Here is a 13,738-nt window from a genome sequence, read left to right as displayed (position 1 = left end):
AACTGGTATTTGGTTAGTTTATTAATGTAAAGTTACTTTTGGTTACAGAAAACAGATTTGTTTGGTTGCGTGGCTATTATTTACAATGAACATTGATTAATTTGGTTATAGCCAAAATTACAACAGCAAACCCCCATAAAATTTAGCCTAATAAGACTTTTTTTTGTACAAATCCGACTTTATGCTTTGTGTGTGTTTGGTACATAGCTTCATTTTTTATAATTTGTAGCCTATATCCGATTAATTTGATAGCACAATATTACCTGTCAGGTTTTATGCATTTTGTGTTACTTTTTATAATGATCATCGTCATTTTATTTCTGTTCCGAATAAATGAACTTTGTTTTACAGCCTTTAGATTGGCTTTTTCGCAAAAGGCGCTAATAGAGAGGAGACTTTAATTCAATCATAGAATTTACCATTTAAAAAGAATTGTTATGCTAGGTGATTTAAATAAAGGGGAAATCATTTCCCTGCTGGAAAGCCAGGTGATTGGCAGATTAGGATGCCATCAGGATGGTGAAACATACATTGTTCCTATTAATTATGTGTATCGGAACAACGCTATTTACGCACATTCCGGACCCGGTAAAAAAATCGATATGCTGCGTGCAGATCCACGGGTATGTTTCCAGGTCGACCAGATTGCAGATATCTTTAAGTGGAAAAGTGTGATTTTATGGGGCACTTTTAAAGAACTGCAGGGCGAAGAAAGACAACAAGCCATGCAGGGTATTATTCACCGGATTATGCCGCTCACTTACCGGCCTTCGCAGGAAACTTCGCATGGAATTGATGCAGGAGCACATCAAAATATAATCGTGTATAAAATCAATATCAAAGAGGGAACCGGAAGGTTTGAAGAGCACACGGAGCTATAGTGTGATTTGATATTTTAAGCTTCTTTTCAGACTGATTGCTTGATAAGCTTTCAGTCTGTTTTTCTTTGTGCAGGTATTTTTATAGCTGGCTGATTTCGCTTTCACTTTTTGCTATTTGCTGGCTATAATCATAGCGCATCTTCTCGTAATTTGTTGCCATTCTTCTCAATGTAGTAATCTCAGTCATTTCTTCGCAGGAAATCTTTTGACTGCCTTTATTCATCAGCTGATTAATCCTTAATAATGCTTTTCTATAGTCTTCTACGCTTGTAATCTGGCTCATGTCGTTAATTTTAAGCTAAGATATAAATTGAAGCTAAAGGCAAGTTGAAAAAATTGTACACAGCCTGTGGAAAAAAGAAACTGTAAATGATTTTGGCCAGAGATATTTTAATATCATGCACATTTCCAGTTGCTTCAATTTTAATTTTCTTAAGTCTAAACGATCAATTTTATGAGATAAAATGGCTGATGCCAATATCGCTTAATGATTTGACGAAATAATTAAACATTCAAATCAATAAAAAAACGCTATTTGATTAACCAAATATATAGCCCTTCGGCAGCCCGATATTTCTCCGCGTAAGCAATAAATATTTTAATAGCAGCAGTACTATAAATTTATTTGAAACAACAAACAACACAACAAAATGAAACTTAGAAAATTACAAATTCTATTGTTAACGCCACTGATCTTTTGCGGTACGCAAAGGGCGTTTACACAAACTATGTCAGGCCCTGATTGGCTGGTTAAACCAATTTCGGCAAAAGCAAAGGTGACTAAAAGTACCAACGGGAAAGATATTGTTTTACAAAACGGACTTGTAAAACGCGTATTCAGGCTTTCGCCTAATCTGGCCTGTACTGATTATACCAATTTAAGCACAGGGCAGCAATTGTTACGTTCGGTGAGGGAAGAAGCACGTTTAACCATCAATGGTAAAACCTATAATATTGGTGGGTTGACCGGCCAAACCGAAAAAGCTTATTTATTGCCAGTGTGGGTAGATGGATTTAAAGCGGGTACTACCGATTTTAAATATGTATCTTATGATGTTAAGCCAATCACTTCCCGCATGAAATGGAACAGTAGCCGCTTTTGGTCATTGGCTGCCAAACCTGCAACAGGTAAAACCGTTTCTTTTTTGTACAAGCCACAAACAGAAGAGCTTAGCGGGCTGGAAGTGACTGTGGTTTACGAAATTTACGATGGTATTCCTTTAATTGTGAAATCGTTAAAAGTAGAGAATAAAGGAAACAGGCAATTTATAATAGATCAGGTGGTGAATGAGGTTTTAGGCATGGTTGAAGAAGAAAGCTCGGTAGAAGGGAGTTTCGAAATCATGAAGAAACCCAGCGGAATATATTTTGAAACCAATTACGCATTTAATAACTCCATGAATTATGCCAACAGCGATCAAACCACACACTGGAAGCCCGATTCAACTTATACTTCTCAGGTACATTACCGCTACCAAACACCAGTGCTGGTAGAAATTTACCCCGAAAAAGCCAGAGGAATTGAATTAAAAGCCGGCGCAACGCTAAACTCCATACGCACACACGAATTGCTAATGAACAAAGACGACCGGGAAAGTCGTGGCCTGGCTGTTCGTAAAATGTACCGTATAGTAGCCCCATGGACTTCTGCCAATCCGATATTTATGCATTTGGTGGCCAGGAATGAAAACCAGGTGCGCACCGCCATCGATCAATGTGCAGCAACGGGTTACGAAGCTTTAATTATTAGTTTCGGCAGCAATTTAAATATGGAAGATACTACACAGGTAAACCTTAAAAGATGGAAAACACTTGCCGATTATGCCCACAGTAAAAACATTAAAATTGGCGGTTATTCTTTATTTAGCTCACGCAGTATTAGTTCTGATAATGATGTAGTTGATCCTAAAACAGGTAAACCTGGTGGTGCCTTTTTTGGTCATGCACCTTGTTTTGGTAGTAAATGGGGACTTTGGTACAGAGATAACATCAAGAATTTCTATACCCAAACTGGTTTCGATATTTGGGAAAATGACGGCCCTTATCCTGGCGATGTTTGTGCCTCAACCACACACCCCGGGCATACAGGTTTAGACGATTCGCAATGGAAACAAATGGAGATCCAGAAAGAATTGTACACCTGGTTAAACGAAAAAGGGGTTTACATTAATGCACCCGACTGGTACTTCTTAGATGGAACCCATAAAATTGCCTTAGGTTACAGGGAGGTGAATTTTTCATTGCCAAGAGACCATCAAAAAGTGCTTAACCGCCAGAATATTTACGATGCAACCTGGATAAAAACACCATCAATGGGCTGGGGTTTTGTACCACTTACCCAATACCAGGGTGGCGGCAGCGCAGCAACATTAGAGCCGCTGGCCGAACATTTAAAAGATTACGAGCAATTAATGATGCAGTATTATGGGGCAGGAGTGCAGGCTTGTTACCGTGGTCCGCGATTGTATGATACCGAAGAAACCAAACAAACCGTTATAAATGTAATTAACTGGTACAAAAAATACCGGAATATCCTCAATTCGGATATAATCCATTTACGCCGCGCCGATGGCCGCGATTGGGATGGTATATTGCATGTTAACCCCGATCAGAAAGATAAAGGCCTGATGATGCTGTACAATCCAACAAAAGAAAAAATAGTTAGAACCATTAAAGTGCCCTTGTATTATACCGGCTTAAGCGATATTGCGAGGGTTAAAGAAAAAGAAGGCAGCTTCAAAAACTACAAGTTAAACAGGGATTACACCATTGATCTCACTTTCAGCATCGCACCCGAAAGCTATACCTGGTTTGTAATTGAAGGCCTAACCAATAGCAAACATTCTGCCCTATAACTATAATCTATGAAATTTAATACAAATCTACATAAACAAATCAGCGCCATGAAAATAACAGGGGCGCTGATTTGTGCACTATTTACAGGTACCGGAGCCTATGCTCAGGAAGAAGCAAAACTAACGGCTGCCGATACTGCCGCATTTAAAGCTGTAATTTCCGGTTTAACAATAAGCGATCAACTGGCATCGGGTACCCACCAGTTCGTATTGCCGAAACCGGCTTCAGGCTATGTGCTTTCGCTCTATGGTTCGAGCAGAAAACCTGTAATCGATTTAAAGGGGAAAGTTTATCAACCCTTAACCGATTGCGAAGTTCAGCTGGTATTAAGGTTAAGGAATACGCAAAATAACCGCGCTTACGAATTTCCGCAAACCGTTAAAGTAACAGGGAAATATCGTCCGCAAACCGGTGAAAATCCACAACCTTTTGTAATTCCATCACTGCAGGAGTGGAAGGGAGGCAGCGGACACTTCAAATTGCTGGCAAACAGCAGGATCATCATAAACCAAAAGGCTAAAAAGCTGTTAACACCAGCCGCCGAAATTTTACTGAAAGACCTGAAGCAATTAACCGGCTTTAGCGCCCTAAGTATTGCCAGTGGTAAGGCAAAAACTGGAGATATTGTGCTCAATATGGATGCGGCACAGCAAAATTTAGGAGAAGAGGGATATACACTTAATATCGATCAAACCCTTCAAATTAATGCTCCGTATTATAAAGGGGCGTTTTGGGCTACCAGAACCATTTTGCAATTGCTGGAGCAAGATCCGGCGCACAGCCAGATTGTTAAAGGTATAACACACGATTATCCCAAATACGAGGTAAGGGGCTTTGTATTGGATGTGGGACGTAAATTTTTTACGCTCGATTTCCTGAAACATTATGTCAAAATGATGGCCTATTATAAAATGGGCGATTTTCATATCCATTTGAATGATAATGGCTTTAAACAGTTTTTTGGCGACGATTGGAATAAAACCTATTCGGCATTTCGACTGGAAAGCAGCACATATCCGGCTTTAACGGCTAAGGATGGCTATTACACCAAAGCCGATTTCAGGGAGTTGCAGAAAACGGCACAATTGTACGGGATCCGCATTATACCTGAAATTGATGTGCCTGCCCACTCGCTGGCCTTCACCAAAGTATTTCCGGAAATTGGCAGTAAAGCCTACGGAATGGATCATTTAGATATCGCTAATTCCAAAACTTACGAGGTTATCGACAATGTTTTTAAAGAATACATCAGCGGAAAAGATCCTGTTTTTGTGGGTGCCGAAGTGCATATTGGCACTGATGAGTATGCTAAAAAGGAGTCAGAACGCTTCAGGGAGTTTACCGATCATTATATCCGCTATGTAAAAAGCTTTGGGAAAAGGGTACGCTTATGGGGCGCTTTAACCCATGCGCAGGGCACAACACCTGTAACTGCCGATGATGTTACCATGAATGCCTGGTACAATGGCTACGCAGAGCCTAAAGAAATGGTACGCCTGGGCTACGATCAGATCAGTACACCCGATGGATGGCTTTATATTGTGCCAGCCGCTGGTTATTATTACGATTTTCTGAATGTTAAGCGTCTTTACGATAGCTGGGAACCTAATCAGATCGGAAATGCTGTATTCCTGATGGGGCATCCCAAAATCAGGGGCGGCATGTTTGCCGTATGGAACGATCATGTAGGAAACGGAATTACCATGAAAGATGTACATCAAAGGTCTTTTCCGGCCATGCAGGTACTGGCAGAGAAAATGTGGACGGGTAAAACCAATCAATCCAACTGGACTAACTTCGCTAAAAATGCTACAGCTATTGGCGAAGGTCCTGGTTTAAATATGCGTGCTGTTGTGCGCACCGTTGGTACAGATTCATTGGTTTATCAGCATCCTTTGGCCACAAAACAAGCCAAACCTTTTCAGTTACCTTTAAAAGAAATTGGCTATCCTTATAGTGTTGCCTTCACTTTGCACACGCCGGCAACAAGTCAGGATAGTGTTTCCTTGTTTAAATCTGAAAATGCAAATGTTTACCTGCTTAATCAGGATGGTTTAAAATTGGGTTTTAGCCGCGAAAATTATACCGATGTTTTCGATTTTACTTTTGCTGCTGATAAGACTTATAAGCTTGTCATTACCGGAAATGAAAAAGGCACCTGGATTTACGTAGACGGAAAGCTGATTCAAAAAATGGAAGGTAAGAAAATCAGCTTTACCAATACCGAAGGTAAAATAAGCCGCATGCAAACGCTGGTATTTCCTTTAAATTATATTGGAGATGCAAATAAAGGCAGCTATGGTTTGGTTTCAGGGCTCAAAGTTTATAATAAGCGATTAAATGAAACAACCATTGCAGGTTTATAATAGTTAAATGCATGGTTTTCTGAGTAGATAAACAAAATAGAAAAGCCTTTAAATCGCAAGATTTAACGGCTTTTCTATTTTTAATACTTAGCAATTATACTTTGTAATATTGTTCCCATCCCTGGCGTGGTGGTGGGCCAATTAGCAATTCGTTTGCATTTTTACTGCTGGTAATTATTTTCTTTTTTCTGTCGAACACAATTTTTTCACCTGTCCATTGGGCAAGTACGCCCAGGCAAAATACCTGACTTAACGGCCCAGCAATATCGAAAGATGAACGTGTTTTCTCTTCACCTTTACAAGCTTTTAAGAAATTGGCAAAGTGGTTTGACGGACTTGGTGGCACAACTGGCAAGCTGGAAGCCATTGCTTTTGCCTTTTCTTCGGGAATGATAGACAAAGTACTGCCATGCGAACCACCTTTAAAAGTTAAATCTTTGCCATAAATAATCTTGCCCGGATTTAGTTTAGCAGTGGTAGCTGCGCCGTTGCTTGGTGGCGGGATATTTGGGTCGAGGCCTTGTACCCCATAACCTGCAGGTATAGGTGGAAGATTATCGATACCATCATACCATTTTATCTCTAAGGGAGGCATACTGCCACGTTTAGGGAATTTGAACGATAGGGTTGTAGACATCGGATAAAAGAAGTTATTGTGGCCTTCTAATTTAACCGGATCAACTTCATAAGGCAGGCCAAGATCGAGGAACTGGTGTGAAGTATCGAGGATATGTGCACCCCAATCGCCCAAAGCACCCATACCAAAATCGAACCAGCAGCGCCATTGGCCATTTACGAAATCCTTGTTAAATTCATGTCCCTGGGTTTGCATTTGCCAGATATTCCAGTCGAGTGTTGATGGCGGAGTTTCTGCCGGCGGGAAAGCCGTAATTTTGGGGTTCCAGCCGTGCCAGCGGCGTGGAGAATTCATGTGTGCGGGAATGGCGGTAACATCTTTAATAATCCCGGCATCTACCCAGGCTTTATATTGAAAATAATTGGCTTCAGAATGCCCCTGGTTACCCATTTGAGTTACCACTTTGCGGTTTTTCTTAGCGGCTTTCATCATTAATTCAACTTCGTTGAAAGTGCGGGCCATTGGTTTTTCAACATATACGTGCTTACCCAAACCTATGGCCATCATGGTAATCGGGAAATGCGAAAAATCGGGCGTACCAACAGAAACAGCTTCAATCTGGTTGCCCATTTTATCGAACATCTGTCTGAAATCTTTAAAACGGGGCACATTTGGGAACATTTTTAAGATAGGCAGCGTGTGTGGCGCTTCCATATCTACATCGCATAAAGCAACAATATTGGCTAATCCGGTGTTGTAAAGTTCACGAATAATTTCGCCACCGCGATTCCCAATGCCGATACAAGCCAGGTTTACTTTTTCTCCCGCTGCAAAACGGGGAATAGGTTGACCCTTGGCAAATAGAAAACCTGGTGCAGCCACCGCGGCCGAAGCCAGTAAGGCCTGTGTTAAAAACTTTCTTCTGGAATAATTACTATCGCTCATATTATATGTTGGTTATGGCGTTGAATATAGCAAAACGCAACTAAAATTGATAGCCACAGACTAAACCAGCTTCGTTACACAGCTTTGCAATGAAGCCATATTTTAATTTCAATCGATGGAAATTATGTTTTTACGCTATCCCGGTCTATGTAACAATTTTAAAGGTAATGGCAGAGGGAGTAAATAACCAATATGCAATACCCAATTATCAATCAAGATGTATGGTAAAAGGGATTGGCACAAATGAACCAATGAGCTAATGAACAAATCGGCCATAAACCATCAGCCATTGACCAATGAACGAATAAACAATTTTCAGTTATCAGTTTACAGTTGGGTTGGGCTATCAACCATGGACTATTGACTAATAAACCAATGACCAATGAACAAATGAACCCAATGAACAAATAAACCAACACCCCTCCATGTTTTACTTTAAAGTAACATCTAAATAAACTGAATGCCTGCCATAAGTATCATAAAATGGTTTAAAGTTTACGCCATCAATGTTGAATTGTAATTGAGCAGGATCGCCTTTTATAGATTTGCTGATGTCGCTGGCATCGAGGGTTACTTTGCGCCAGTCTTTTCTGGCCTCAGGCTCCTGGGCAGCAAGCAATACCGGTCCGTAAAATAGGCTGGCAATGTTTTGTTGATCCATTACAGGATCGAGGTGAAAGGTAAAAGGCATTTTCAGTTCAATAATATCGCCATCTTTCCAGTTGCGGTTTAAGCTTAGATAAGTACCCGGTTTAGCCTCAATTTTTTGTGCTACCCCATTTATCTTCACTAAAAAACCTTTGGTAGCCCAACCCGGTACACGTACATTCACCTCAAATTTTCCACTTCCCTGAATGCTGAGGCGGGTATGGTCTGCTCTCGGGAAATCAGTAGTTTGCGTTATTTTTACCTTACGTGAAGTCCAATCCAAAACAGAAGGGATAAACAGGTTTACATACAGTGCTTTATCATCTTTAGCTTTAAAGTAAATCGAGTTCTGCAGCTTGGTGCTGCTTTCGAGCGCGGTACCATTACAACAGGTAAAACCGGTCATATCTGCGTTGCCAAATTGTTTTACCGATCCGGGTCTTAGCGGAATATGGTAAGTGTTTGCCGGACTGTTTTCGGCTACTGATGCCAGAATATCGTTGTATAAGGCACGTTCGTAATAATCCATTAATTCGGCCCGTTGGTCGAAAAGGAAAAGATCGCCGGTTAATTTAAGCATGTTGTAGGTGGCACAGGTTTCGTTTTGACCGCCCTCCGAGAATCCGTTTTCGTACAAAGTACCCGGCTGGGCAACAAAACATTCGGCATTGGCCGGATTACGTGCGCCCGCAACACCACCAATACTGTACATGTAATCGCTAATCATTTTATGCCAGAAGTTATCAGCAATTTGATAATATTCAGGGTTATTGGATGCACGATACATTTCGATGCTGCCTACAATTTGCGGAATGTGTTGGTTGGCATGTAAGCCGCGGAAAATATCAACGTTTTTGGCTAATCCATGAATGTGTGCGGTATCACCAAAAAAGACCTTAACATTATCGAACAGCTGCGCTGTTTTAAGGTATTCGGGCTTTCCGGTAATCTGGTACAAATGGGCCATCGATTCGTTCATGCCGCCATATTCGCCGGCAATGTAGGTATTCCACATTTTAATGAGCGTTTCTTGTGGCAGCTTGCTCAAACGGGCATTTACCCAATCGCCCATGTTGGTGGCAATTTCGAGTGCTTTTTTATTGCCTGTTACTTCGTACACATCTATTAAACCTGCCAGAATTTTATGCAGGGTATAATAAGGTGCCCAAACCTGGTTTTTCTGACCTCCGTATTTAGCGCCCTGCTCCAGCATTATAAACTGATCGGGTGGGTAAGCACTGATAAATCCTTTGCCCCAGTTCCAGTAATCCGTTCTGATTCCCGCTCCGCTCAGGTCAGAATCAAAGCCGGCCTTTCCGGGCCCTGCGGGTACAGCAGCTGGATCGGCAACAAACGGACCGCCGGCTTTTTGTGCTGTTCCGGATAATTGCGATAAATCGTAAAGGGTATTTACCATGTATTCGATTTTTTTCGCAAAGTTGGCATGAAGCGCAGCATCATATCCGGTACCCGCATAAGCCTGTGCAATAGCGGTAAGGTAATGCCCAGTGGCATGCCCTCTTAATTTAGTGTCTTCACTATCCCACACGCCCAATGGCTTTGCACCCTCAGGTTGTTTTTGCCCAAAAGCATGCCTGAACATATACAGAAAGGAATTCGGATCGGTTTTCGCCAGTGTTTCAATAAACTTATCGCGGTTTTTGGTAAAATTTGTACCATGGCCTTCCACATCCGTTTTTAAAGTAACCTGGCCTAAATGGAAAGGCTCGAGCTTTAAAGCAGGCAAAACAGCTTTTCCAGCTTCCTTAACGGTAACAACTGCATTTGCTTTTAAGTTTGTGCCTGGTACCTCACCAGTTAGGGTATATTGTCCGGCTTTTAAAACAGCTGTATTATCTGTTGGAGCAGGCCATATTACCCTTACTTTTGGGCCGCTTTTTCCATTGCGGTAAGTTCCCTCAATGTAGGCTGGCAAACGTGGTAAATTCCCTAAAGTTGTAGTCACTGCTACATCCGCAACCCTGGTTAAATAGGTATTGTAGAGTTGTGGTATATTTGGCGGAAATTTCTGAAGATTATCTTCCTTTTTCGCTGTTGTATTTACGGTGCTTTCGCTACCACCTTTAAGGGCATTACGGTAAATGTAACCCACCTGTCTGTAACTCAGCGGTACACGGTAAATCCTGAAATCGTGGATCAAAGCATTTAAATAAGGATCGTTTGGTAAAAGCGATTTTCCGATGTAAAGCAGGTTTTTATCTTTTGATGTTTGCCCGAATACTGTTGTTAAATCGAGCGGAATATCTTTTGTTTCGTTAGCTATTTTGCCATTAATGTAAGTCGTGATCGATTTTGAAGGAATATCGACAACAATGGCCAGGTTTACCCACTGGTTAAGTGTTACTGCAGTTGGTGAACTCGCGTTTTTAATCCCCTTCTCGGTGCTGATAAAAGCCTGGAAGCCACCCTGTGTATTGCTGCCTGCCGGGGCTGCAGAAAAATGTTTGGCTGCATCTTGCCCAAAATCAAAAAAACGTTGCCCATGCTGGTTAGATCGTAAATAAATCCAGCCGGTGATACTAATCGATTCCATATCGGTTAATACGGCTGCCGGCAGGGCGATAAAGGTATTGGCTTCGCCCGAAAGGGATAAAACCGGACCAAACTGGTTATCATTCACAAATTTGGCTCCGGTACCAAAGAGTTTGCCATGCAGGTTATTGCGCGACCAGTCTTTGGCATCGCCGTTAAATTTATAGCGTGCACTCATGGCTGTTTCACCAACCCCATCTAATATCTGATCGCCGTTTTGTGCCTTAACACTGTTGTTATGGGCTAAAAACGCAATAAATAGCGCCGACTGGAGGAATAGCTTGTATAATTTCATTCTAATGAGTTGAGGGATGGCAAATAAACAATCTTTTTATTGGCATTTCTGCTGAATAGGATTGCTTGTAAATTTTGCTAAAATTAAAGACAAGCCCCGTGTTTTTATACTTCTTTTTTAGCTAATGGCTACAGGATATTAACAAAAGTTTCAGACCAGGGCTTTCTAGTGTGTATCGGAGGCTATATAGGTTTGGATGGAGGTAAAAAAGGGTGAAAATACGCGCTGTGTTGCTGCAGGCTTTCTGTTTCTTTTTGTTGATATTCGTGCTTAATCAAACCTTGTAAAACCAGCATAGCTAAATTATCATGATCGAATCTAATATTAAAACTCCGGGTGTTTACATCAATGAGCTAAATGCCTTTCCAAACAGTGTGGTTCAGGTAGCTACGGCAATTCCTGCATTTATAGGTTATACCCCGCAAGCCTTTTACGAAGGTAAATCGTACACTAATGTAGCGACTAAAATTAGCAGTTTTGCCGATTTTATGGCAATCTATGGCTATCCTGATCCGGCTCCTCCAGCCAGCCCGGCGGTACAATATCATCCTCAATATTATCCGGTAAAACAAAAAAATAGTACACCGGCAAACCAGGATTACCTATTCATTAACAACACCTGTTATGCCGTTTTGCCCGATCCCAATACCATTTATTATCTGTACAATAGTATCAGGCTATTTTATCAGAATGGGGGTGGCGATGCTTACATCGTATCGGTAGGTACTTATGGCAAAGAATCGGGAAAACCCATTGATGTTGGCCAACAGATTGTAAATCCAAATGTATCGTTGGCCGATTTGGAAAGCGGTCTTGCACTTTTACTTCATGAGCAGGAGCCTACCATGTATATATGTCCCGAAGCAACATTATTATCGGTACCTGAAAATGCCCGGTTAATGCAAAGCATGCTGGCACAATGCGAAATTATGCAAACCGCCATTAGTATTTTTGATCTAATTGGAGGGCGCAATCCTGATCCTGTAGCCTATACAAGCGATATTGAAACATTCAGGGAAAACACAGGGCAGCAAGGCTTAAACTATGGTGTAGCTTATTATCCTTTTATTGGTACTACGATAATGGGTAATTCAGATGTTAATTATACCAATCTTTTTGGTGGCAATGTTAAACAACTGGCACCATTACTCAATTCGCCCCAAAACCCTAACCCAACGGTGGCAAAAATCCTGCAAAGCATCGAAAATCCTGTTGGAACACCTTTAACAATAGCGCAATATCATAATGCCTTAAGCAACGCCAGTAAGGATTATGTGCAAATCCTTACACATCTGCTGGCTCAGGCTAATATGCTTCCCACCAGCGGGGCCATGGCTGGAGTAATAACCACTACCGATAATCAGGTTGGGGTGTGGCAGGCACCGGCCAATACTTCAATTGTAGGTGCCGTGTCTTTACCAATCCGTTTATCAGAAAGCCAGCAAGGACCGCTGAATGTAGATGCCATTTCAGGCAAATCGATCAATGCCATCCGTTTTTTCAATGGTTTAGGTATTTTGGTTTGGGGAGCACGTACCTTAGATGGCAACAGTATGGATTGGCGGTACATCCCGGTTAGAAGAACCTTAACCATGATTGAACAGTCGTGCAAACTGGCTTTACGAGCCTATGTTTTCTCGTCAAACGACAAAAATACCTGGGAAGCGGCAAAGGCAATGCTTGGCAGCTTTTTAACCTCATTGTGGAAAGAAGGAGCGCTGCAGGGGGCGAGTACTAATGATGCCTTTTCTGTTGATTGTGGATTGGGAACTACCATGACAGCTGATGATATTTTGAATGGATTTATGAATGTTGTCGTAAAAGTAGCAGTGGTAAGGCCGGCCGAATTTATTGTGCTTACTTTTCAGCAGCAAATGCAGAAGGATTAATTTATAAAAGAAAAATATACAATTATGGCAAATGATGGAAAAACCGGTGGCGAAGCATGGCCGCTGCCAAAATTCAGGTTTGAGGTAGATTTAGGTACCACATTAAAAGGGATAGCCTTTCAGGAAGTATCGGGCCTGGAGGCAGAAAGTCAAATTATCGAGTACCGTAAAAGCAATAGCCCGTTATTTTCAACCGAAAAAATGCCCGGACTGGTACATTATAGTAATGTAACATTGAAAAGAGGGATTTTTGTTAACGACAATGCTTTCTGGGATTGGCATTCGGCGATCAGCATGAATACAATTAAAAGAAGAACGGTATTAATTAAGCTGCTTGATGAGGCCGGCAAAATTACCATGCAGTGGCAACTGGATAAGGCGTGGCCAACAAAAATTAGCAGTACAGACCTTAAATCGGAAGGGAATGAAATAGCTGTTGAGTCGCTCGAAATTGCATTCGAACAGCTTACCATTACCAATGGCAGCTAATTCGTAATTAAAGGCGATCCAATCAGTGGGCTTACATCGGCTGATTTGATCGCCTGCCTGGCGTAAACCCGAAGGTCATCTTACTTCTTTTCAGTTCTGTTAAAATCAAGTTACATCAGGTTAATATCCATCAACGCTATGGAGGCATTTCAAATCTATCTTTGAAAACAATCAAGTCGCAGGGCTGCTATACGCTATTTTAACTTACAGAGGTGGAAAATAATAGTTGCTCCTGGCTA

8 protein-coding genes are annotated in these 13,738 nt (G+C 41.5%); 5 read left to right on the top strand and 3 right to left on the bottom strand.

Annotation, left to right across the window (positions count from 1 at the left end; genetic code table 11):
* Window positions 1-437 precede the first annotated feature (437 nt).
* Window positions 438-881 carry a pyridoxamine 5'-phosphate oxidase family protein gene (locus HWV58_RS12105; RefSeq protein ID WP_175634347.1) on the top strand — a complete coding sequence of 148 codons (444 nt, stop codon included), beginning with the start codon at window positions 438-440 and terminating at the stop codon, window positions 879-881.
* Window positions 882-960: 79 nt separating this feature from the next.
* On the opposite strand, the gene HWV58_RS12100 is transcribed toward HWV58_RS12105, so the two are convergent.
* The gene (locus tag HWV58_RS12100; RefSeq protein WP_175634346.1) at window positions 961-1,164 is read right to left on the bottom strand and encodes a hypothetical protein; all 204 of its coding nucleotides are present in this window, start codon (window positions 1,162-1,164) and stop codon (window positions 961-963) included.
* A 367-nt stretch (window positions 1,165-1,531) separates the two neighbouring features.
* Between HWV58_RS12100 and HWV58_RS12095 the strand changes: the two genes are divergently transcribed.
* Window positions 1,532-3,736, top strand: coding sequence for an alpha-galactosidase (locus HWV58_RS12095; RefSeq protein ID WP_175634345.1), 2,205 nt, complete (start codon window positions 1,532-1,534; stop codon window positions 3,734-3,736).
* Window positions 3,737-3,745: 9 nt separating this feature from the next.
* Window positions 3,746-6,103: a family 20 glycosylhydrolase gene (locus tag HWV58_RS12090; RefSeq protein WP_217706989.1), complete on the top strand. Its 2,358-nt coding sequence runs from the start codon at window positions 3,746-3,748 to the stop codon at window positions 6,101-6,103.
* A 94-nt stretch (window positions 6,104-6,197) separates the two neighbouring features.
* Here HWV58_RS12090 and HWV58_RS12085 read toward each other — a convergent pair whose 3' ends face one another.
* Both HWV58_RS12085 and HWV58_RS12080 read right to left on the bottom strand, forming a co-directional pair.
* Window positions 6,198-7,625: a Gfo/Idh/MocA family protein gene (locus HWV58_RS12085; protein ID WP_175634344.1), complete on the bottom strand. Its 1,428-nt coding sequence runs from the start codon at window positions 7,623-7,625 to the stop codon at window positions 6,198-6,200.
* Between the two features lie 430 nt (window positions 7,626-8,055).
* Complete coding sequence (locus HWV58_RS12080) at window positions 8,056-11,121, bottom strand: beta-L-arabinofuranosidase domain-containing protein (protein ID WP_175634343.1); 3,066 nt, start codon at window positions 11,119-11,121, stop codon at window positions 8,056-8,058.
* A gap of 308 nt (window positions 11,122-11,429) precedes the next feature.
* On the opposite strand from HWV58_RS12080, the gene HWV58_RS12075 reads away from it, so the two are divergent.
* Window positions 11,430-13,010: a phage tail sheath family protein gene (locus HWV58_RS12075; RefSeq protein WP_217706988.1), complete on the top strand. Its 1,581-nt coding sequence runs from the start codon at window positions 11,430-11,432 to the stop codon at window positions 13,008-13,010.
* A gap of 24 nt (window positions 13,011-13,034) precedes the next feature.
* Complete coding sequence (locus HWV58_RS12070) at window positions 13,035-13,499, top strand: phage tail protein (protein ID WP_175634342.1); 465 nt, start codon at window positions 13,035-13,037, stop codon at window positions 13,497-13,499.
* Window positions 13,500-13,738: the final 239 nt, after the last annotated feature.

The sequence above is a fragment of the Pedobacter ghigonis genome (assembly GCF_903166585.1).
GTDB lineage: Bacteria > Bacteroidota > Bacteroidia > Sphingobacteriales > Sphingobacteriaceae > Pedobacter > Pedobacter ghigonis.
Note: the sequence above shows the minus strand (reverse complement) of the source record. Positions and strands in the feature narration are given on the sequence as shown.

What these genes read in the sequence shown, in the direction of transcription:
- HWV58_RS12075 (WP_217706988.1), top strand. Translation starts at nt 11,430, where the DNA reads ATGATCGAATCTAATATTAAAACTCCGGGTGTTTACATCAATGAGCTA.
- HWV58_RS12100 (WP_175634346.1), bottom strand. Translation starts at nt 1,164, where the DNA reads ATGAGCCAGATTACAAGCGTAGAAGACTATAGAAAAGCATTATTAAGG.
- HWV58_RS12090 (WP_217706989.1), top strand. Translation starts at nt 3,746, where the DNA reads ATGAAATTTAATACAAATCTACATAAACAAATCAGCGCCATGAAAATA.
- HWV58_RS12085 (WP_175634344.1), bottom strand. Translation starts at nt 7,625, where the DNA reads ATGAGCGATAGTAATTATTCCAGAAGAAAGTTTTTAACACAGGCCTTA.
- HWV58_RS12080 (WP_175634343.1), bottom strand. Translation starts at nt 11,121, where the DNA reads ATGAAATTATACAAGCTATTCCTCCAGTCGGCGCTATTTATTGCGTTT.
- HWV58_RS12070 (WP_175634342.1), top strand. Translation starts at nt 13,035, where the DNA reads ATGGCAAATGATGGAAAAACCGGTGGCGAAGCATGGCCGCTGCCAAAA.
- HWV58_RS12105 (WP_175634347.1), top strand. Translation starts at nt 438, where the DNA reads ATGCTAGGTGATTTAAATAAAGGGGAAATCATTTCCCTGCTGGAAAGC.
- HWV58_RS12095 (WP_175634345.1), top strand. Translation starts at nt 1,532, where the DNA reads ATGAAACTTAGAAAATTACAAATTCTATTGTTAACGCCACTGATCTTT.